A 20,963-nucleotide genomic window follows, 5' to 3' on the forward strand; every position below is an offset into this window, starting at 1 on the left:
TGTTTATTCTTGTTATTCTTGAGGGATTGGTGAACGAAAATGCTCTTGATAGAGCTGCTTAAATCGCCGCTGTTGCTGCCTGTGATCCACAATCGGCAAAGGATAACCACAGCGATGTCGCTCTAGGGGGGAAATATTGCCCGTCACTAAATCTGTAGTGTCCAGCGATCGCACTTCTGGAAGCCAACGCCGAATATATTCTGCTTCCGGGTCAAATTTTTGCGCCTGACTGGCGGGGTTAAAAATCCGCAGGGGTTTTGGGTCCATGCCACTGGAGGCACTCCACTGCCAACCGCCATTATTGGCTGCCAAGTCCCCATCAATGAGTTTCTGCATAAAGTAGCGCTCACCCCACTGGGGATTGATGATCAAATCCTTGGTGAGGAAACTGGCCACAATCATACGGCAGCGGTTGTGCATCCAGCCTGTTTCATTGAGTTGCCGCATGGCAGCATCCACGATTGGGTAACCCGTGGCACCTTCACACCAAGCCGCAAAGTGCGCTTCGTTATTCAGCCAAGGGAAGGTGGCAAATCCTTGGCGATGGGGACGCTCCGCCAAGTGGGGAAACCAGTAGAGGGCGTGCTGATAAAACTCCCGCCAAGCCAATTCCTGCTGCCAGGTGCGAATACTCCTTTGTCCCTCTTCACTGCGGGCTGCGGCCATAGCGGCCTGAGTGGCTGTCCAGACATGGCGAATCCCAATGACGCCGAACTTGAGGGCAGGGCTTAAGAGGGAGGTTCCGGGCTGCGCCGGATAGTTGCGCTGCTCCCCATAGTCTTGAATGTGCTGGTCAATAAATGTCTCCAGTTGTGCTTGGGCAGCGGCTTCACCGGGAGCAAGGATCAGTTCCCCCGACCAATGAAATCCCAGGTCCTTAGCGGTGGGGAGACAAATCGCCCCCAAGGTGCGCGCCGTTGCCTGTTCTATTTCGGTGAGGGGTTCGAGGTAGCTGGGGGTAGGGACAGGCTCTGGTTTCGCTAGGCTTGACCAGTTGCGCCAAAAGGGGGAATAGACGGTGTAGGGCTGTCCTTGTTGAGTTTGTATAGCCTCTGGGGGATGCAGGAGTTGATCCCAAGCGGTTTCCACAGCAATACCTTTTTCTTTGAGGGCAGCAGCCACTGCGCGATCGCGCCCCCGTCCATAGGGTTCCACATCCTCATGCCAGTGCACCGCCACTGCCCCTAAACCACTGGCCACTTGGGGCAGAATCTGACGCGGGTCACCACGAAAAATTAAAAAGCTCCCCCCAAGTCGCTGATAGGCCTCCTGCAGAGCCTGTAGGCAACCAACAAGGTAGGCTACCCGCACTGCGGCAATGTCTGAGGCGCTGAGAATCGCGGGGTCAAAACAGAAAAGACCAACCACTTTGGGGGTACGGGTGTGGGCAGCAGCCAAGCCCAGGTTGTCATTGAGGCGCAGATCGCGACGATGCCAAAACAGGCGTAGGCTCATGGTCAGTCAATCCTAAAAACAGGATTAAGGATCCTAGATAACCTAGACAATCTAGAAAATAGCGCCGATGCAGGCGTTGGTTGCGGCCTTCAGTTCTGGAGGTGCATTATCGGGGGTCATTTGCTGAAATTGCCCATAGGTCATTTTTTCTTGGAGGTGGTTAATGAGGCAAGTGCAGTAGCGATCGCCGCGATCGCGAAAACCGGGAGGGGCTTGCGCCGCAAATTTGGCTTGACACTCCTGCATAAAGACTGCGATCGCCTCTGGGGGATAAGTCGCCGCTGGCGTTTGTTGGGCAAGGAGCGGCAAACTCAGCGCGCTAAGCGCGTTAATGCTCACAAAAGCAATTAATAGTTTGGAAAGGGCCATGGCGGCAACCCCTGCAAGTAATCACTAAGCCAATTCTGGCAAACCGCTTCCTGTTGTCGCTGCTCCTTCAAAGTTTTGTTGAGTTGCGGATGAAGCCATAGACAAGAATGCTACCTTTTCCTATACTTGTGTTCTATCGTTTTGCGTGCCCAGTCATCGGCAAAGGAGGCTCTCATTTCTGAACCACTTGCCCTCACCCAAAGTCTAAGGGGAACCCGTGAGATTCGCGATAACTATCAGGTTTTTCGCCTGACGGGTCTCATTGATGCATTTTCAGAGTCAGCCTTTCGCAAGGTGATTAGTAAGTGTTTTGACGATGGGCCTGCCAACGTCATCCTCGATCTTTCAAAAATTGAATTTATTGACAGCTCTGGCCTTGGCATCCTAGTCCAACTGGCCAAAAAAGCCCAGGAACGCCAGGGGCAACTACAAATTGTCACCAATCCCCGTGTCACCCAAACCGTTAAACTGGTTCGCCTAGAAAATTTCTTGTCTCTTCAGCCAGATCTGGCGACAGCGATCGCCAAAATCAGTGGCGAATCCCCCTCGCAATAAAGCTGTGCTGGGCGTGGTAAAACCAAGGGGGGTGCCCGTATTGAACAATCATGCTTGACTTTGGTGAACTGTTACCCCTGCAACCCCCCAAGATTCCCGCCCACCAGCTCCCCCCAGCAGCTTTAGCCTACTTTGGCGATGCAGTTTATGAACTCTTTATTCGGCTACTTTTTTTGACCCCCCCCCAACGCATTAACGCCTACCACCGCCAAGTGGTGGATCACGTGCGTGCCGAAAGCCAAGCCCGTTACATGGACTTTCTTTGGGAATATTGCACAGAAACTGAACGCGCCATTTTCCGCCAAGGTCGCAATGCTGCTGCCGATGGCCCCAAGCGAGTCACTGCAAAAATTTACCGCCAAGCCACTGGCTTTGAAGCCCTACTTGGGTACCTTTACCTCACCAATCCGCAACGCCTACAGGAAATTTTTCAACTCCTTGCAGGTCACATCCGCAGTGAAGTTGAAAACAAGAGACCCGCAACAGAATCCCCCAGTGAAATGTAACCACTGCGTGATAGGATGCTTAGTGGCCAGTTTAAGGCATCCTCGGATGCTCCATATTCTGCTGTGACCGTTCCTGACCCTGTAGCTCCAACCGTTTCCCATTCCTCAAAAAAGGAGGGGTCAATGGTGGAGTTTTACCAACTCTGTCGTGAATTATTTACGACAACCCTCGTCCTTATGGCGATCGCCTTTGGAGCGGTTTGGCTGATTTATGGCCTTAACACAGCGTTGAATTACCTTTTGGGGGCAAGTGCCAGCCTAATCTACTTGCGGCTCTTAGCCCGTAGTGTGGAGCGCCTAGGCAACGACCAGAAAAAGCTGGGAAAAGCGCAGCTTCTTGTCGTCGTGGTTGTGATGATTGTGGCAGCCCGTTGGCAAGCGCTACAGATTATTCCAGTCTTCTTGGGGTTCTTAACCTACAAAGCTGCCCTTCTGGTTCATTTGTTGCGTGGGATTTTGCCCTCTCCTTAACACTGGCCCACTGTAATGCTTAAACGAGCGAGCGCGGAGGCATGATGCCTTTGATAGACCTTTGGACAGCTCTTCCCCTTGCCAAGCTGGAGGTGGGACATCACTTCTACTGGTACATTGGCAATCTGAGAGTTCACGGCCAAGTCTTCATTACCACTTGGTTTGTGATGGCCGTTCTCATCGCGGTGGCCTTTGCGGCCTCGCGGAATATTCAGCGGGTACCCAGTGGTATCCAAAACCTGATGGAATACGCACTGGAATTTATCCGTGACTTGACCAAAAGTCAAATGGGTGAGCACGAGTACCGAGCTTGGGTTCCCTTCGTAGGGACACTGTTCCTGTTCATTTTTGTTTGTAACTGGTCAGGGGCACTGGTACCGTGGAAACTCATTGAACTGCCAGAAGGGGAGCTAGCAGCACCCACCAATGACATCAATACCACCGTGGCCTTGGCGTTGCTGGTCTCCTTGGCCTATTTCTATGCCGGGCTCCGCAAGCGGGGGCTGAAGTATTTCACCAAGTACATTGAGCCAACGCCCGTCCTACTTCCCATCGCCATCTTGGAAGACTTCACAAAACCTCTTTCCCTGAGCTTCCGTCTTTTTGGCAACATCTTAGCGGACGAACTGGTGGTGAGTGTCTTGGTGTTGCTGGTACCGTTGTTTGTACCCTTGCCTGTGATGGTTTTGGGCCTGTTTACCAGTGCCATTCAGGCTCTTGTGTTTTCGACCCTCGCAGCCACCTACATCGGGGAGGCGATGGAGGGTCATGGGGGTGATCACGAAGCGGCCCACTCCTAAAAACTCCTAAAAGGGGTACATCCCCTGCTATTGTGATCTCTGGAAATTTTGTTTTGTCCTACTACGTCTCGAGGAAATCAACTATGAATCCCTTAATTGCTTCTGCTTCCGTTTTGGCTGCTGCTTTGGCAATTGGTTTGGCATCACTGGGTCCTGGGCTTGCCCAAGGGAATGCCTCTGGTCAGGCTCTAGAAGGCATTGCACGCCAACCCGAAGCAGAAGGTAAAATTCGCGGTACCTTGCTGCTGAGTTTAGCCTTCATGGAGTCCCTGACCATCTACGGTCTGGTGATTGCGCTGGTGCTCCTGTTTGCCAACCCCTTTGCATCCTAATTCACCCCAGTGGGGGAGGCTTGGCTGAGCTTTCCCCCAATCCCCCATTCTGGAGAGGCTGATGTTTGATTTTGATGCCACCCTACCCCTGATGGCTCTGCAATTCTTAATCTTGACCGTTATTTTGAATGCACTGCTGTACAAGCCTTTGGGTCAGGCGCTGGACAATCGGGATGAGTATATCCGAACCAACTTGCAGCAGGCTAAGGAGCGGTTGCAACAGGCCACTGAGCTGGCTCAACAATATGAGCAGGAATTGGCCAGTACCCGTCGCCAAGCCCAAGCCTTAATTGAAGAGGCCAAAGCTGAGGCACAGAAAATTGCCACCGCCGAAATTGCCGAAGCACAGCAGGCTGTGCAAGCAGAGTTACTCAAGCTTCAAACAGAGATTGATGAGCAAAAGCAGGTGACACTGCAGGCACTGGAGGGCCAAGTTGCCAGCTTGAGTGAGCAGTTATTAGCGAAGTTACTGGCCTAGGAGTGTGGGTCATGGACGCAGTATTTTTATTGGCAACGGAAGAGGTGGGGCATTTTGGCATTAACACCAATTTGCTCGAAACTAATGTGATCAACCTTGGCATCCTTATTGGGGTGTTGGTGTATTTTGGCCGCGGTGTACTTGGCAAAACCTTGGGCGATCGCCAGAAACAAATTGCCACAGCCATTGCCGAGGCAGAAGAACGCCAGAAAGTGGCGGCAGCCCGCCTCGCCGAAGCGCAGCAAAAGCTGACTCAGGCTAAACAGGAGGCACAACGCATTCGCGAGGAGGCTCTTGCCCGTGCAAAGGCTGCCAAGGAAGAAATCATTGCCCAAGCCAAGCGGGAAATTGAGCGCTTGAAGGAAACTGCTTCCCAAGATACCAGTGCTGCCACTGAGCGGGCGATCGCCGAAATTCGTGAGCGGATTGCCGCTATGGCACTGGCAGAGGCAGAAAACCAACTGAAAGCACGGTTGAGCCAAAATCCAGACCTTCAGCGCACCCTTGTTGATCGCAGTATTGCCCTACTAGGAGGCAAATGATGCAGACCACCGTCCGTGGTGAAGTTGTTGAACCCTATGCCGAGGCGCTGCTGTCGTTGGCGCAAGCCCACAACCTCATTGATCAGTTTCAGCAGGACACGCAATTGATTTTGGAACTGCTTGCCAGTTCCAGTGAACTGCAACAGTTTCTCGCGAATCCCCTGATTAAGCCTGAGGCCAAAAAGAATGTGCTGCGGCAGTTGACAGTGGATAAGGTGCACGGCTATTTCCTCAACTTCCTAATGTTGCTCGTGGATCGGCGGCGAATTAACTTTCTCGGTTCCATTTGTGAGCAGTACCGTGCCCTGGTGCGCAAACTCCGCAATGTGGCCTTGGCGGAAGTGACCAGTGTCGTCGAACTCAATGACGATCAACGCCGTGCAGTGGTCGAGAAGGTCAAAACCATAACCGGTGCTGCCGATGTAGAGCTTGTCACTGCCTGTGATCCTGAACTGATTGGTGGCGTGGTCATTAAAGTTGGCTCCCAAATCTTTGATGCCAGCCTGCGGGGTCAACTCCGCCGCCTCAGTGTCACCTTGGCGCAAGCCGCCTAATATCCTCTTTGTAAACTGTTCAACCCTTGAGAGCGACTTCTATGGTAAGTATCCGACCCGACGAAATCAGTAGCATTATTCGCCAGCAAATCGAGCAGTACGAACAGTCGATCAAAGTCGATAATGTCGGTACTGTCTTGCAGGTGGGCGATGGGATTGCCCGTGTCTATGGCCTCGACAAGGTGATGGCCTCCGAATTGGTGGAATTTGAAGATGGCACCGTGGGGATTGCCCTCAACCTCGAAGAGGATAATGTGGGGGTGGTGCTGATGGGCGATGGCCTCGGCATCGAAGAAGGCAGTACTGTGCGTGCTACTGGGAAAATTGCCTCGATTCCCGTGGGTGAAGCGGCCATTGGTCGGGTTGTGGATGCGCTGATGCGCCCCATTGATGGCAAAGGGGAGATCCACACAACGCAAACTCGCCTGATTGAATCTCCCGCACCCGGTATTGTCCAGCGCAAATCTGTGTGTGAGCCGTTGCAAACGGGGATTACCGCCATTGACGCTATGATTCCCATTGGTCGCGGTCAGCGGGAACTGATCATTGGCGATCGCCAGACAGGGAAAACGGCTGTTGCCATTGACACGATCTTGAACCAAAAGGGCCAAGACGTGATTTGCGTCTATGTAGCCATTGGTCAAAAAGCCTCCAGCGTTGCCCAAGTGGTGAACGTGCTGCGGGAGCGGGGGGCGCTGGACTATACGATTGTAATTGCCGCCAACGCCAGTGATCCAGCGGCTTTGCAGTATCTTGCCCCCTACACCGGGGCCACGATTGCTGAGTACTTCATGTACCAAGGTAAGCATACCCTCGTTGTCTATGACGACCTCTCCAAACAGGCTCAAGCCTATCGGCAAATGTCGCTACTCCTGCGTCGTCCCCCCGGTCGCGAAGCCTATCCTGGGGATGTGTTCTACTTGCACTCCCGGTTGCTAGAGCGGGCGGCCAAGCTCAACGATGCCCTTGGTGGTGGCAGCATGACAGCACTGCCGGTGGTTGAAACCCAAGCCGGTGACGTGTCTGCCTACATTCCCACCAACGTCATTTCCATTACCGACGGTCAAATCTTCCTCTCCTCTGACCTCTTCAACGCTGGCTTGCGTCCTGCCATCAACGCGGGGATTTCCGTGTCGCGGGTGGGTTCCGCTGCTCAAATCAAAGCCATGAAACAGGTGGCCGGGAAACTGAAGCTGGAGTTGGCGCAATTTGATGAACTGCAGGCCTTTGCCCAATTTGCCTCCGACTTGGATAAAGCCACCCAAAACCAACTGGCCCGGGGTCAGCGCCTGCGGGAAATCCTCAAGCAGCCTCAATATTCGCCCATTCCTGTGGAGTACCAAGTGGCAACCATCTATGCAGGTACCAATGGCTACCTTGACGATATCCCCGTTGAGGCAGTGGCCAAGTTTGTTGCCGGTCTGCGCGATTACCTGCACACCAATAAGCCAGAATACGGTGAGATTATCCGCACCACCCAAAAACTGGATGAAAAGGCTGAAGCCCTGCTGAAGGCGGCGATCGCTGAGTACAAAGCTGCCTTTAGTGCCTAAGCATCACCTTACTTAGATCACGATCAACAGATCAAGATCAACAAATCAACAATGACTTGAACCTGCCCTCCACCAAGGGTAGGTTTTTTTGTCAATAGCCAATGTGGCGCTAGTTGGTAGCGGGTTAGAGAAAAAGGAGTATCAAAAATCATTGCAGTTTCGTTAATGAGGACCCCTTAGCTTTGTATTCTCTCTTACACTGAGGATCCGCGGACAAACCTTTATCAAGGAGTTCTGTAGTGCGTGTCGTTGTCATGGCCGGTGGGAGTGGCACTCGCTTACGCCCCCTCACCTGCGATCTACCCAAACCCATGGTACCGGTGGTCAATCGTCCCATTGCCGAGCATATTCTCAATCTCCTGCGCCGCCATAGCCTTGATGATGTGGTCATGACATTGCACTATCTCCCCGATATCGTGCGGGACTATTTTGGCGATGGGAATGAGTTTGGGGTGCACCTGAGCTATGTGGTTGAGGAAGAGCAGCCCCTTGGCACGGCCGGTTCGGTGAAAAACATTGCCAATTTGTTAACGGATCCGTTTTTAGTAGTCAGTGGCGATAGCATTACCGATGTCGATTTAACCGATGCCCTGCGTTTTCACCAGCAGCACGGTGCTCCCGTAACCCTGATCCTTGCCCGCGTGCCTCAGCCAAAGGAGTTTGGCATTGTCTTTACTGATAGCGATGGCCGCGTGCGGCGGTTTCTGGAGAAGCCCTCAGCAGCGGAAGTCTTTACAGATACAGTCAATACGGGTATCTACATCCTCAGCCCCACAGTTATGGATTACCTTAGTAGCGGCATCGAGCGGGATTTTTCGCGGGATTTGTTCCCATTGCTGTTGCAGGCGGATGTGCCGATGTATGGCTATATCACCGATGCCTACTGGTGCGATGTCGGCAGTCTCCAAACCTACCAACAGGTGCAACAGGATGCCCTCTATGGCCGAGTGCACTTGGAAATTCAGGGGCACGAAGTTCAGCCGCAAATTTGGGTAGGCCACAACACCCCATTGCCGCAAACGGTTCAGCTACAGGCGCCGCTCGTCTTGGGCAATAACTGCCGCTTTGGTGCGGGGGTCACCCTTGGGGCGGGAACGGTCTTGGGGGATAACGTGATTATTGGCAATGGCAGTCGGTTGCGTTCAGTGGTGGCTTGGCATGGCTGCTTTATTGGGGATGACAGTGAACTGGAGCATTGCATCTTAGCTCGCTATGTCCATGTTGATCGCCATGTAACACTACAGGAAGGAGTGATTATTGGCAGTCGCTGTGTGGTGGGGGAGGAAGCCAGCCTGAGTCAGGGAGTGCGGATCTGGCCAGGAAAACGTATTGAAGCGGGTGCAATTGTCAATGAAAGCCTGATCTGGGGCACAACAGGGCAGCGCTATCTCTTTGGGCAGCGGGGAGTGGCCGGCGTGGCCAATGTAGACATTACACCGGAGTTTGCCGTGCGGCTGGCGGCAGCCTATGCCTCCATTCTTGAGCCCGGAACCAGTGTGCTCGTGTCGCGAGATCAGCGAAATGTATCGCGGATGGTGTCCCATGCCCTAATGTCGGGTTTGATGTCGGTGGGGATTCATGTCCTCAATTTGGAGGCGATCGCCCTGCCGATTGCCCGGTTTGCCGCCCAAACCCTTTCAGTCAGTGGGGGAATTCATGTGCGCGCCCATCCCGATCGCGCCGATCAGCTTTTGATTGAGTTTTTTGACCACAAAGGCATCAACCTCAGTAAAGCCAAAGAGCGACAAATCGAAACCGCCTACTTCCGCGAAGAGATTCGCCGTGCCCTACTGATGGATGTCGGTGTCATGACCCATCCCAACAACTGCGTGGCCGCCTATGCCCAAGGCTTTGAAAAGTGGCTGAATACGAAACTGTTTTATGGCAACCCCGCCAAAATTGTTATTGACTATGCCTATGCCGTTTCTGGGGTCGTCTTGCCCCAGATCCTCAGTAAGTTTGGCTGCGATGCCGTTGTTCTCAATGCCACCCTCCACCCCACTCCCCTAAATATTCTCGAGCGACAGCGACTCCTGCGGGAACTAGGACAGGTGGTGACAGCACTTTCTGCAAGTTTAGGGGTGCAAGTCTCCGCCAATGGCGAACGGTTGACCTTGGTGGACAATGCCGGTCAGGTTTTCAGTGATCAAGAACTCACGGCCTTGATGACCTACTTGACCCTCTTGACCCATCCGGGGGGCACCATCGTGGTGCCGGTCACAACCTCTAGTGCCGTGGAGGCGATCGCCCGCCAGCAGGGAGGGCACATTATCCGCAGTCGTACCAACCCGACTGATCTTATGGAAGCCTGCCAACACCACAGCAGCGTTGTCCTAGGGGGGTCCGCAGAAACCGGTTTCATCTTCCCGCAACTGCATCCGGGATTTGATGCCATGTTTACGATCGCCACCCTGCTCGAACTGCTGGCACTCATTGGTAAGCCCCTCACAGTCATACGCCAAGAACTGCCCCGCGTCCACTACTATCACCGCCCAATTCGCTGTCCTTGGCTTGCCAAGGGGTCATTGATGCGCCACTTAGTGGAAACCCATCCCCGCAACCATTTAAGTCTCATTGATGGCGTCAAAATTGGTGAACCCAATACTGACCATTGGGTACTGATTCTGCCCGATGCCAGTGAGCCACTGGTACACCTCTACGTGAATAGTCCTGATGCCCCTTGGAGTGAGCAGATGCTGCAACGCTATAGCCGCCGCATTGAAGAGTTTGCCCGCTTGGAACCTCTCTCAGATGCCACAATAAAGATGTAACCCAAATCCCGTAGAATCAGGGAAAATTTTTCGTACGTTAGGCACAATGGTGGTTTTGAAAACGGAGAAAACCGAAGGGAGCTTGAGCGATAAATTGCGGGGAATTGTCCGTTGGTGGTCAGAATTCAAGATTCAAACCCGCCTCATGGCCACAGCAACCCTCGTGGTCTCCATCATCATGAGTGGCCTCACCTTCTGGGCGGTGAACACGATTCAAACCAATGCCCACCTCAATGACACCCGCTATGGTCGCGATTTAGGGTTACTCCTAGCCGCTGATGTGGCGCCCCTTGTGGCCAAAGGGGATACCGCCGCTGTTGCTGAATTTTCCCGCAAATTCTATGAGCGCAGTGCCAGTATTCGCTACATCCTCTATGCGGATCCCGACGGAGAAATTTACTATGGCCTGCCCTACTCTGCCCCCCAAGTGGAAAGTGCCCTGACGTTGCGCCGCCGTATTCAACTGCCAGAGACCTACCGTGCTAGCCAAGAACCCCTCGTGCGCCAACACCAAACCCCCAATGGTCTAGTTGCCGATGTCTTTGTTCCCTTAACCTTCAATGGCGAAAACTTAGGGGTTGTTGCCCTGGGGATTAACCCAAACCCAACATTCATTGCTTCTGCCAATCTCACGCGGGATCTCACGATCGCTGTCTTTGTTTCCCTCTGGATCATGGTGATCTTGGGGGGGGTCTTCAATGCCCTCACCATTACCCAACCCATTAAAGAATTGGTGCAGGGGGTGAAAAACATTGCAGCGGGGAATTTTAAGCAACGTATTCACCTGCCCTTTGGCGGTGAACTGGGGGAGTTGATCACCAGCTTTAATGACATGGCTGAGCGCCTCGCCTCCTACGAGGCCCAAAACATTGAAGAACTCCAAGCCGAGAAAGCCAAACTGGATACCTTGGTGTCCACGATTGCAGATGGAGCAATTCTGTTAGATACCGACATGCGGATTATTCTTGTCAACCCCACAGCGCAGCGTCTTTTCAATTGGGAGGGGATGAACGTCATTGGCCAAAATGCCCTGGACTGCTTTCCAGCACCGGTGTGCGAAAAACTCACCTGTCCCCTTTACAAGGCCTCTCGCGGAGAGTCAGAAGGGGGAGAATTTCGGGTGACGCTGCAAGAACCTAGCTCGCGATCAGTACGGATTCTGCTGACAACGGTTATGGATGTGCAGCGGGAAAAGCCCAAAGGCATTGCGATTACGATTCAGGACATTACCCGGGAAGTGGAACTCAACGAAGCCAAAGCGCAATTGATTAGCAATGTTTCCCATGAGTTGCGGACACCTCTATTCAATATCAAATCAATCATCGAAACGATTCAAGAGTACGGCAGCAGCCTCAGCGAAAAAGAGCAACAGGAATTCCTAGAAACCGCTAACCACGAGACCGATCGCCTGACTCGCCTTGTCAATGATTTTCTCGATATTTCCCGCCTCGAATCGGGTCGCCCCTATCAGTTTGGCTCCGTACAGATGGCGCAGGTGATTGATCAGATCATGCGCACCTACCAACTCAATGCGGCCAATAAGTCCATTACCCTAACTGCCGAGGTGGAAAACCCCCTGCCACCGGTTTGGGGCAACTACGATCTGCTCATTGGGGCGCTCACTAACTTGGTGGGCAATGCTTTGAAATTTACACCCGAAAATGGACGGGTAACGATTCGTGCCTATGTCTGGCATCCCCCCAGCGATCCAGAGCAGGAACGGGTCCGCATTGAAGTGGCGGACACGGGTATGGGGATTGCCCCAGAGGATCAGCCCCGTGTTTTTGAACGCTTTTTCCGCGTCGAGAATCGCGTGCATACCCTAGAGGGGACGGGTCTGGGGTTGGCCATTGTCCAAGATATTATCCACAAGCACAATACGCAAATTCATTTAGTTAGTGAATTGGGGGTCGGTAGTACCTTTTGGTTTGATTTGGCCATTGATGAATCCGCCCTCGTTGATAACCCTCATGGCACCGCTGAAACGGCGCTGCCCCCCGCTTAAAAGGGGTGGATGGGAGCGATGCCCCCTTGCCAGTAACAACAAATCATCCGCTAAAATCTGAAGGCAAGAATCCATCACTCCTCACGCCAATGGCTGCTTGGGCTGGGCCCTGAGGAAAAAAATACAGGTTTTTGCATTTATTTTCATCTCAATCTAAAACTCGCTATTAAACATTGGAGCTGAGGAAGTGAAAACAAACTCGTTTACACCCGTTGCGATTCTATCTATTTTCGGCAGTACGGGGGTGGTGTTGCCTGCTTTAGGAATTCCGATTATCGCTCCCACCCAACAGGATATTCAGCCAGCCCTACCGGCTCCACCCCCTCTACCACCCACCTCACCGCCAGTTCTTGAACCGCCCCCCTCACTCCCTAGTCCACCCCCCGAGTCAGAAAATGTTTTAATACCTGTACGAAAAATTATTGTTGAAGGCAGCACCATCTTTGGGCCGGCAGTATTTGATCCAATTATCAAGCCCCTCGAAGGGCGGCAGGTGACCCTCGCAGAGCTACAGGGAGCCGCCGATGCCATTACAAAACTCTATCTAGAGGGGGGCTATTTGACTTCTCGCGCCGTTTTGAAGGAGCAGGTGGCACGGGATGGGGTCATCACGATTCAAGTTCTTGAAGGCCGCCTAGAGGACATTCGTATTGAAGGCAATAAAGGAATTGTCCAGCGCTATATTCGCAGCCGTATTGCCCTTGGTGCAGGCGTGCCCCTCAATTCCAATCGCCTTGAAGAGCAGTTGCGTCTGTTGCGAACAGATCCGCTTTTTGCCAATCTTTCTGCGAGTTTGCGACCCGGCACGACACCCCAGGAGAGTATTTTGGTGGTACGGGTGGTACCTGCCCGCTGGCTGAATGCTGCTTTTGGTCTGGATAACAATACGCCGCCAGCGATCGCCCCGAATCGGACCACGGCCTTTTTGGGATACAACAACCTCAGTGGGCGCGGCGATAGTGTCTATGGCTCCTACGGCATCGGTAACAATCTAGGCACGTTTGATTGGGGAGCATCCAACACCGTGGAGTTTGGCTACAGCCTCCCCCTCAATGCCATGAATGGCACACTCACCATTCGCACCCTGCAAGCGGACAGCGAAATTACCCGCCCCCCCGCCCTTGCGGCCCTTAATATTCGCAGTGAATCTTCGATTTACCAAGCCAGTTTTCGCCAACCAGTGATTCGCAATATCCGCGAGGAACTGGCCTTTGGCATTGGCTTCTTGATGCAGTCCGGGCAAACCTTTGTAGCGGGAATACCAGCTCCCATTTCCGCTGGAGCTGATGCTTCTGGCTACAGTGCTTCCCGTGTGCTAGAACTCACCCAAGAATATACTCGCCGCGACCCCCAAGGGGTATGGGTCTTTCGCTCGCAGTTTAACGTTGGCCTGCCCATTTTGGGGGCAACAGAAAATCCAAGTCCGCTACCGGATGGCACCTTTTTTAGCTGGCTAGGACAGGGGCGGCGGGTACAACGCCTTTGGGCAGACAATCTCTTGATTTTACGCACCGATGTTCAACTCAGTCCCAATAGCCTGCTCCCCTTTCACCAATTTGTGATTGGTGGGCCGCTGTCGGTGCGCGGTTACTCAACCAATGCGCTCTCTGGGGATAATGGCCTGCGGTTTTCTGGAGAAGCCCGCTTCCCAGTGCTGCGGACTGCCAATCGTCGCCCGATTATTTCCCTTGGGCCGCTGTTTGATCTGGGGGTAGTCTGGAACAATAGCCGCAATCCAGCAGGTCCCGTTGCTAACGATGTCATTGCCGGTCTGGGTTTGGGGCTCTTGGTGCAACCGACGCGCAACCTCGATCTTCAGTTTCAATATGCAGCACCATTAATTGATCTGCCGGGTCAAACCCGTAGTTTGCAGTCCGATGGCATTTACTTTTCCTTGACGGTGCGTCCCTAGGGCGTATCGAGGGCGGTGCGGAGTGACTGACAAAACTCAGCAACAGCGGCAACCCCCTGATCCGGTTCTGCCAGACGTTTAACAAAGGCACTGCCGACAATGGCGGCATCGGCACCCCAATCACGTACCTGGCGGGCATGCTCTGGACTGGCAATGCCAAACCCGACACCAATGGGCTTGGGGGTGATCTGCCGTAGGGTGCGCAAGAGTTCCTGAACACGGCTGGCCATTTCTTGACGCATGCCAGTGACGCCAGTGGTGCTGACAAGGTAAATAAATCCCTGAGAAGCGGTGGCGATCGCCTGCATCCGTTCAGGGGATGTGGTGGGTGCAATCAGCAGTGTCAATTCCAAGCCCAAATTGGCTGTCTGTGCGAGAACTGGTTCTGCTTCCTCAAGGGGCAAATCAGGAATCACTAACCCCTTGATCCCGGCTTGGGCAACCGCTTTGAGAAATGAAGAGACCCCCCGATGGTAGATGGGATTGTAGTAGGTAAAGAGAATGAGCGGCGCCCTCAGTTGCTGGTGCAAGTCCGTTGTCATTTCTAAGACTGCCTCAAGGCGGGTTCCCCGCTGCAAAGCGCGGGTGGCGGCTGCCTGAATGACTGGACCATCGGCCAAGGGATCCGAATAGGGCATCCCCAGTTCAATCAGATCTGCGCCGTGGTCATCTAGGGCCTTGAGGGCAGCAACTGTAGTTTCTAAATCCGGGTCTCCGGCGGTCAAAAAGGGAATGAGGGCACAGCGCTGGCGAGCACGACATTGCTCAAAGCGTTCAGAAATTTTAGGCACAGTCACGGGCAGTTGCTCTCAAAGATGCATAATAATTGTGCCAGATTAGATACAGCCCTTCTCTAGAATATGAGATACCTATAGTGGCAGGTGGCAGTGAGGGTCATCTAAGCGTGCGTTGGTGGCGTTTTCTCCCCTTTGGCGATCGCCTACGGGCCAGCGAGGCAGTTGGCGGTCTGCGGCAGTGGACGCTGGAGGCGCGGTTGCTCCACTGGTTGACCCTGGTGTGGATTGGCCTTGGTTTGGTTGTTCTCTTTTCCGCTAGTTTTCCCGTGGGCCTAGCTGAAACAGGGAATGGGCTGTACTATTTTACGCGCCAGTTGCTGTGGCTTGCCCTTGGCTGGGCAGGGTTTCAACTGTTTCTGCGGCTGCCCTTGCGGCGATCGCTCCAGATGGCTATTCCAGGCTTCTTTTTGTTTTTGCTACTCATCTGGGCAACGCGATTACCAGGGGTTGGGACAACGGTGATGGGCGCCACCCGCTGGATTAGTATTGGCCCCTTTCAACTCCAGCCCTCGGAGATGATGAAGCCTTTTTTAGTCCTGCAAGCTGCTTGGGTGTTTAGCTGTTGGCGGCGGCTGCACCTGAAGGCGCGCTGTTTTTGGTTAACGGCCTTTGCCCTGACGCTCTTGGGGATTTTAATTCAACCGAACCTCAGTACCACCGCCCTCTGTGGCATTACGTTGTGGCTGATTGCTCTCGGTGCAGGTTTACCTTTGACCCCCCTGTTGTTAACGGCCATGAGTGGCTTGAGCTTAGCAGTTCTCAGCATCAGCATTAATGATTACCAACGGCGGCGAGTCATGTCCTTCCTGAACCCTTGGGCGGATGCGATGGGGGATGGCTACCAGCTAGTACAGAGTCTATTGGCGGTTGCCTCAGGGGGCGTTTTGGGTACCGGGTATGGCTTTTCCCAGCAGAAGCTCTCCTACTTACCGATTCAGCACACCGACTTTATTTTTGCGGTTTATGCGGAAGAAACAGGGTTGGTGGGCTGTCTGTTGCTGTTGGCGCTATTGGTGGCCTACGGTTGGCTGGGAATGCGAGTGGTGAATCGGGCGCGGGATTCCCTGATCCAGCTCACTGCCTTGGGGGCAACGGTGATGATGCTCCTCCAAGCCCTGATTAATATCAGTGTAGCCATTGGTCTGTTGCCGACAACGGGACTGCCCTTCCCGCTCTTTAGCTACGGGGGTAGCTCCATTATGGCCAGTCTGGCGATCGCTGGCCTGTTGATTCGCTGTGCCCGTGAAGGGCAGCAGGCAGAGGTGATTGCCTTCCCTGGTGTGACAAAAGCTCACTCCAGAACTTCCAGAAGCACCCGCCGCCGTGCTGCTCCCGTGGTACCCCTGCGTCCCGAAGGAATCAATAAACCCTAGGCTGACACTTCACGGCCATCTTGACGCCACACGGCAATGACCGAAGGCCGGGGTACGACGACTTGGTCACCATAGGGCCAGCGGGTTGGTAGATCAGCAGTGGATTTTGCCCCTTCCCCCGGATGTTGAATGGCACAGAAGAAGGTTTTGTAGTCACTGCTAAACTCTGGCCCACAAACTTCACAGCCAGGCACAGCCGAGAGAAACATCTTCAGTTCGCGGCGGCCGGGGCTGAGGACATAAATGCCATCATTTTTGCCGAGGCGACTTGATGCCTCGTTGCCATCCGTAGCAATCCAGACATTGCCAGCGCGGTCAAAAGCAAAATTGTCGGGTGCGGAGATGGCAGGCACCTTAGCGTTGGTGGGTCGGCCATAAAGCACTAACTGGCGGCCTTTCTCTGGGGCGGTGGGGTCACCGCAGAGCAAGGGCAACGTCCATCGGAACTGCAAGGCAGCCGGATTATTTCCCTGCTCAACGATCTCAATTACATGGCCCATTACGTTTTCGGGGCGAGGATTGGCGCGATCGCTGTCCTTACGCTTTTCGTTGTATGTCAAGGCAAGCCAGACACTTTTAGTGACAGGATTCCACTCAAAATCTTCTGGCCGATCCATTTTTGTTGCCCCAAGGGCATCGGCTGCCCCCCGTGTATTGATAAAGCACAGCGCCGGATCCTTTTGAAAGATATCAGGCAAACTGGGATTCGGCATAATTTTGTTATCGCTGACACGGGCAATTAGGCGCCATTCACCCGTCAGATCGTCGTTAAACCGCGCAACGTAGAGGTCGCCTTCATCCAACAGGTTCAAGTTGGCGGCACGGTTGTTGGCTCGGTACTTGCCCTTGGTAATGAATTTATACGCATACTCAAAGCGTTCATCATCCCCCATGTAGACCACGACCCGTCCATCGGGGGCAATGACGGTTGTTGCAGCCTCATGGCGAAAGCGCCCTAAAGCCGTGCGTTTGATGGGCAAGCCATTGGGATTGAGGGGATCCACTTCCACGACCCAGCCAAAGCGAAAGGCCTCATTGGGTTCCTTTTCAAGGTTGAAACGGTCTTCGTAGAAGTAAAAACCATAGCGATCGGCCCGCTGACTGGGAAGGCCATAGCGCCCGTGCAAGGTCTTCACTCGCTCTGTGAGGTTGCGATCGCTCCCCCCAAAATAGCTATGAAAATTTTCCTCACAGGTCAAGACTGTACCCCAAGGGGTTTTGCCCGCTGCGCAGTTATTGAGGGTGCCGTTGACGCGCCTGCCCGTGGGATCAGCGGCCGTTTTCAGTAGGGGGTGCCCTTTGGCAGGGCCAGAAATTTCACAGGGGGTTGACCCCGTAATCCGATAGTTTTGGGGAGAGGCTTTGACATACCGCCAGCCACCATTGGCGTTTTGGCTAATCTCAACAATTGAAAGGCCATGGGCTTCCCGCTGGAGTGCTGCTTGCCATTGACTCGGGCGATCGCCCCCCCTTTCAAACATCAGTTCAGGGTTCGTGTACTCATGGTTAACCACGAGCAGATGTTTGCCGTTGGGTGTCCTCTGGTACCCCACAAAATCACAGTTGTAGCCAAAGCAGTACCGTTGCCGCCGCACATCTGCTTCCGTAACTGTTTGATGAATGCGGTTCCAGTTTAGGTTTTCGCCCCCATCGAGGGCATCCCCCCAGCGAATGACCACGCCATGATCAAAGCCCGCCGGCAAGGTGATTTTGTCGTCTGTGTTAGGGTAAATCGTTGAAAATTCTAGGGAGGTTGCAGCCGCACCGACTTTAGGTAAGGTTGCAAGGGTCAAACCGGCAGCGCCAAAGAGGGCTGTTTTCAAAACAGCACGTCGGCTCAAGGCACGGGATAATAGATCACCAAAATACTCGCCCATAGTTAGCTAAGAATTCCCTTACTTTAGGTCACCATTGCATAGGTTAGGGAAACCCGAGGGCAATGAGGTTAAGTTGAGCCTAAGAAACGGGAAAAAAGTCTTAAGACAAGGCAGCGGCTAGGAGTTTTTGTGTGTAGGGATGCTGCGGGCGAGCAAAGAGTTGTGCCGTAGGGGCAAGCTCGACAATTTTGCCACGATACATTACCGCAACGCGATCGCAAAAACGACGGGCGATCGCCAGATCGTGGGTGATAAAGAGATAGGTCAGTTGCAACTGTTCCTTTAACTCTTGCATCAGCGCCAGCACCTGGGCTTGAATATGGGCATCGAGCATACTCACCGGTTCATCACAGATCACCAGTTGAGGCTGGGTAATGAGGGCACGGGCGATCGCCACCCGCTGGCGTTGTCCCCCCGACAGAGCATGGGGATAGCGATGAAGGTAGGCTTCAGCCGGGGTCAATTCCACCTGCACCAACATCTCGCGCACCCGTTCCTGGGCAGCCCGTTTCCCCATCAGCCGATGAATGAGCAGTGGCTCTAGCAAATTTTGCTCCACGGTCATTTTGGGGTTCAGGCAGGCATGGGGGTCTTGGAAAATCATTTGCAGATCACGGCGGGTTTGGCGCAGTTGGGCCGCCGACAATTGAGTTAAATTGCGCCCCCAAAAGACCACTTCACCGGCATTGGCAGGAATCAGTTGCAAAATTAAGCGCGAAAGTGTACTTTTGCCACAGCCAGACTCGCCAACAAGGCCAAGGGTTTCCCCGCGCCGCAGCGTTAGGTCAACGCCGTCCACCGCCCGAATCGTGGTTTGCGGTTGTAACCATCCCCCCAAGCGGTAGTGCCGCTGTAAATTCTCAACTCGCAGCAGTTCCGGAGCCGTGTCCAAGGGCGGAGGCTGTGGAGAGGTGAGTTGGGTAGCCGCAAGCAAGGATTGGGTATAGGGGTGCTGTGGCCGTTGCAGCACTCGGTGAGCCGCTCCCAGTTCCACAATCTTGCCTTGGTGCATTACCGCAAGGCGATCGCAATACTTGGCCATGAGTGCCAGATCATGGGAAATGAGTAACAGTCCCCGCTGCTCCTCTTGGCACAGGCGCGTGAGTTCCTCCAGAATTTCTGCGGCGACGGTTACATCCAGTGCCGTTGTCGGTTCATCGGCAATGATGAGGGGTGGGTTCAATAGCAAGGCAAGGGCGATCGCCACCCGTTGACGCATCCCCCCACTCAACTCATGGGGATACTGATGGAGGCGATTGGCAGGAATTTTTACTCGATCCAACACCTCAATAATGCGCTGCCGCCGTTGGGGACGGCTCCAAGCAGACCAATGACTCCGCAACAGCTCATCGCAGTGGTCATAGACGCTCATGAGAGGATTGAGGCGCGTCATCGGATCCTGAAAGACCAAGCCAATTTGCTCGCCTCGCAGCCGCCGCAACTGGGAAGCAGTTAGGCCCAAAAGAGATTGCCCCTGAAGTGCGATCTCTCCAGAAACCTGTGACCGCGGTGGCAATAACTGCAAAATGGCTTTAGCAATTGTGGATTTGCCGCAACCCGACTCCCCGACTAAGCCAAACCGCTCCCCTGCAGCTACACAAAAAGAAACACCATCCACCACAAATGTTGCAGCAGATGATGTCTCCCTTCTAGGGTAGGCGACCCGCAGTTCCCTAAGTTCTAAAAGAGTCGCCATGGACTTTTCGATCCTAGACAGGTTCGATGCGGGCGTAAAAGACCCCTTGAATTTTCACCTCATGGGGTTCGTGGGCACCCATATCATCATCGGAGAGTTGCTCACTTTCAAAGGTGCCAGCAATTTCACCGGTGCGGCCATCCACTTTCGCCACATTCAGAGAAATTTGACCCTTGGTGAGGGAGAAGCGTTTGACGTTGGCGCGAGCCAGTTCTTCTTCTTTAGCTTGGGGAAGGGCGATCGCCGAGTCATAACCAGAGGCCAAGCCCCGTCCTTTGGGATCGAGGAAGTTGGCAGTGCGGTAGGAGGGAACGTTGAATTCGCCCTTGAAATCCGTTGAAGTGGTGATGCTGGTCACGTTGGGCTGAGTGCTCGCCACCAAGTTTTTCACCGTAAACAGCAGTGGGATGCGCTCACCACCAGGCATTTGCACTGTCACTGGTTGGAAATCAATCCCATCCTCTTCCACAAACGTAAGACTGCCATCGCTGTTGACCTTGAGTTCCCCTTGAATTTGATCCAAGCTCGTGGTTTCGCGGGTCACCAGTTTTGTGGGCACAAATTCGGCCTCTTGGCGTTTGTTCTTAGGCTCTTCCTTGACCAAAAATGTCGTCGGCTGCAGGCACAGTTGGGCAATGCGATAGGTTTGGGAGCTATCAATGGGATAGGCACCACGCGCCGTATCATCCAGGGTGGGGCACTTGTTGGCCAGACCTGTACCCACAATATCGTCATAGGTTAAAGTCTGTTTTGCAGCAAAGGCGGGGGCGCTCAAGGAAAAAATCCCTAGACATACCGCCAGCAGAGTCGCCATTAAAATGCGATATTTCATGGTTAACCTCAGAAGTCAAAGCATCTCAAAGCAATCAAAGTGTGGGAGATAACCCTGCGTATAGAGTCCAGTGAAGGCAGCCATG

19 protein-coding genes are annotated in these 20,963 nt (G+C 53.6%); 13 read left to right on the forward strand and 6 right to left on the reverse strand.

What is annotated here, in order from left to right; translation table 11 throughout:
* Positions 1 to 12: 12 nt before the first annotated feature.
* Together IGQ16_RS02965 and IGQ16_RS02970 are read right to left on the reverse strand one after the other, a co-directional pair.
* Positions 13 to 1,455, reverse strand: coding sequence for a deoxyribodipyrimidine photo-lyase, 8-HDF type (locus IGQ16_RS02965; protein WP_024125077.1), 1,443 nt, complete (start codon positions 1,453 to 1,455; stop codon positions 13 to 15).
* Between the two features lie 51 nt (positions 1,456 to 1,506).
* Positions 1,507 to 1,824, reverse strand: a complete 318-nt coding sequence (locus IGQ16_RS02970; RefSeq protein ID WP_024125078.1) for a hypothetical protein — start codon at positions 1,822 to 1,824, stop codon at positions 1,507 to 1,509.
* A 141-nt stretch (positions 1,825 to 1,965) separates the two neighbouring features.
* Here IGQ16_RS02970 and IGQ16_RS02975 point away from each other — a divergent pair, with 141 nt between their 5' ends.
* The 12 genes from IGQ16_RS02975 (at position 1,966) to IGQ16_RS03030 (ending at position 14,303) form a co-directional block, all read left to right on the forward strand.
* On the forward strand, positions 1,966 to 2,379 hold the full coding sequence (locus tag IGQ16_RS02975; RefSeq protein WP_024125079.1) for an STAS domain-containing protein: 414 nt from the start codon (positions 1,966 to 1,968) through the stop codon (positions 2,377 to 2,379).
* A 50-nt stretch (positions 2,380 to 2,429) separates the two neighbouring features.
* Complete coding sequence (locus tag IGQ16_RS02980) at positions 2,430 to 2,885, forward strand: ribonuclease III domain-containing protein (RefSeq protein ID WP_297040725.1); 456 nt, start codon at positions 2,430 to 2,432, stop codon at positions 2,883 to 2,885.
* A gap of 123 nt (positions 2,886 to 3,008) precedes the next feature.
* Positions 3,009 to 3,356 carry an ATP synthase subunit I gene (locus IGQ16_RS02985; protein ID WP_024125081.1) on the forward strand — a complete coding sequence of 116 codons (348 nt, stop codon included), beginning with the start codon at positions 3,009 to 3,011 and terminating at the stop codon, positions 3,354 to 3,356.
* Between the two features lie 41 nt (positions 3,357 to 3,397).
* Positions 3,398 to 4,156 (forward strand): F0F1 ATP synthase subunit A, encoded by a 759-nt coding sequence (atpB, locus tag IGQ16_RS02990; protein ID WP_024125082.1) that lies wholly within the window; start codon positions 3,398 to 3,400, stop codon positions 4,154 to 4,156.
* Between the two features lie 83 nt (positions 4,157 to 4,239).
* On the forward strand, positions 4,240 to 4,488 hold the full coding sequence (gene atpE, locus IGQ16_RS02995; RefSeq protein WP_024125083.1) for an ATP synthase F0 subunit C: 249 nt from the start codon (positions 4,240 to 4,242) through the stop codon (positions 4,486 to 4,488).
* A gap of 61 nt (positions 4,489 to 4,549) precedes the next feature.
* Positions 4,550 to 4,966: a F0F1 ATP synthase subunit B' gene (locus IGQ16_RS03000; protein WP_297060183.1), complete on the forward strand. Its 417-nt coding sequence runs from the start codon at positions 4,550 to 4,552 to the stop codon at positions 4,964 to 4,966.
* 2 nt (positions 4,967 to 4,968) lie between these two features.
* Complete coding sequence (locus tag IGQ16_RS03005; RefSeq protein WP_367116110.1) at positions 4,969 to 5,508, forward strand: F0F1 ATP synthase subunit B; 540 nt, start codon at positions 4,969 to 4,971, stop codon at positions 5,506 to 5,508.
* On the forward strand, positions 5,505 to 6,062 hold the full coding sequence (gene atpH / locus IGQ16_RS03010) for an ATP synthase F1 subunit delta (protein WP_024125086.1): 558 nt from the start codon (positions 5,505 to 5,507) through the stop codon (positions 6,060 to 6,062). Before IGQ16_RS03005 ends, atpH begins: the two co-directional genes overlap by 4 nt.
* A 41-nt stretch (positions 6,063 to 6,103) precedes the next feature.
* On the forward strand, positions 6,104 to 7,615 hold the full coding sequence (gene atpA / locus IGQ16_RS03015) for a F0F1 ATP synthase subunit alpha (protein WP_024125087.1): 1,512 nt from the start codon (positions 6,104 to 6,106) through the stop codon (positions 7,613 to 7,615).
* A 239-nt stretch (positions 7,616 to 7,854) separates the two neighbouring features.
* A complete protein-coding gene (locus IGQ16_RS03020; RefSeq protein ID WP_024125088.1) occupies positions 7,855 to 10,386 on the forward strand; it encodes a mannose-1-phosphate guanyltransferase in 2,532 nt (843 codons plus the stop codon).
* Positions 10,387 to 10,432: 46 nt separating this feature from the next.
* Positions 10,433 to 12,391: a two-component system sensor histidine kinase NblS gene (gene nblS, locus IGQ16_RS03025; RefSeq protein ID WP_297060187.1), complete on the forward strand. Its 1,959-nt coding sequence runs from the start codon at positions 10,433 to 10,435 to the stop codon at positions 12,389 to 12,391.
* Positions 12,392 to 12,578: 187 nt separating this feature from the next.
* Entirely contained in the window at positions 12,579 to 14,303 is a 1,725-nt protein-coding gene (locus IGQ16_RS03030; protein WP_297060189.1) for a ShlB/FhaC/HecB family hemolysin secretion/activation protein, read from the forward strand.
* On the opposite strand, the gene trpA is transcribed toward IGQ16_RS03030, so the two are convergent.
* Positions 14,300 to 15,094 carry a tryptophan synthase subunit alpha gene (trpA, locus tag IGQ16_RS03035; protein WP_365970669.1) on the reverse strand — a complete coding sequence of 265 codons (795 nt, stop codon included), beginning with the start codon at positions 15,092 to 15,094 and terminating at the stop codon, positions 14,300 to 14,302. The genes IGQ16_RS03030 and trpA overlap by 4 nt on opposite strands.
* Positions 15,095 to 15,270: 176 nt before the next feature.
* Between trpA and IGQ16_RS03040 the strand changes: the two genes are divergently transcribed.
* Positions 15,271 to 16,473, forward strand: coding sequence for an FtsW/RodA/SpoVE family cell cycle protein (locus IGQ16_RS03040; protein WP_367116111.1), 1,203 nt, complete (start codon positions 15,271 to 15,273; stop codon positions 16,471 to 16,473).
* Here IGQ16_RS03040 and IGQ16_RS03045 read toward each other — a convergent pair.
* The 3 genes from IGQ16_RS03045 to IGQ16_RS03055 all read right to left on the reverse strand — a co-directional run bounded on the left by IGQ16_RS03045 (position 16,470) and on the right by IGQ16_RS03055 (position 20,878).
* Positions 16,470 to 18,350, reverse strand: a complete 1,881-nt coding sequence (locus IGQ16_RS03045; RefSeq protein ID WP_024125092.1) for a PhoX family phosphatase — start codon at positions 18,348 to 18,350, stop codon at positions 16,470 to 16,472. The two genes, IGQ16_RS03040 and IGQ16_RS03045, sit on opposite strands and share 4 nt — an antisense overlap.
* Positions 18,351 to 18,450: 100 nt before the next feature.
* Positions 18,451 to 20,046, reverse strand: coding sequence for an ABC transporter ATP-binding protein (locus tag IGQ16_RS03050; protein WP_297060193.1), 1,596 nt, complete (start codon positions 20,044 to 20,046; stop codon positions 18,451 to 18,453).
* A gap of 13 nt (positions 20,047 to 20,059) precedes the next feature.
* A complete protein-coding gene (locus tag IGQ16_RS03055) occupies positions 20,060 to 20,878 on the reverse strand; it encodes a photosystem II manganese-stabilizing polypeptide (protein ID WP_024125094.1) in 819 nt (272 codons plus the stop codon).
* Positions 20,879 to 20,963: the final 85 nt, after the last annotated feature.

The sequence above is a fragment of the Thermosynechococcus sp. M3746_W2019_013 genome, assembly GCF_015296045.1.
Taxonomy (GTDB): domain Bacteria; phylum Cyanobacteriota; class Cyanobacteriia; order Thermosynechococcales; family Thermosynechococcaceae; genus Thermosynechococcus.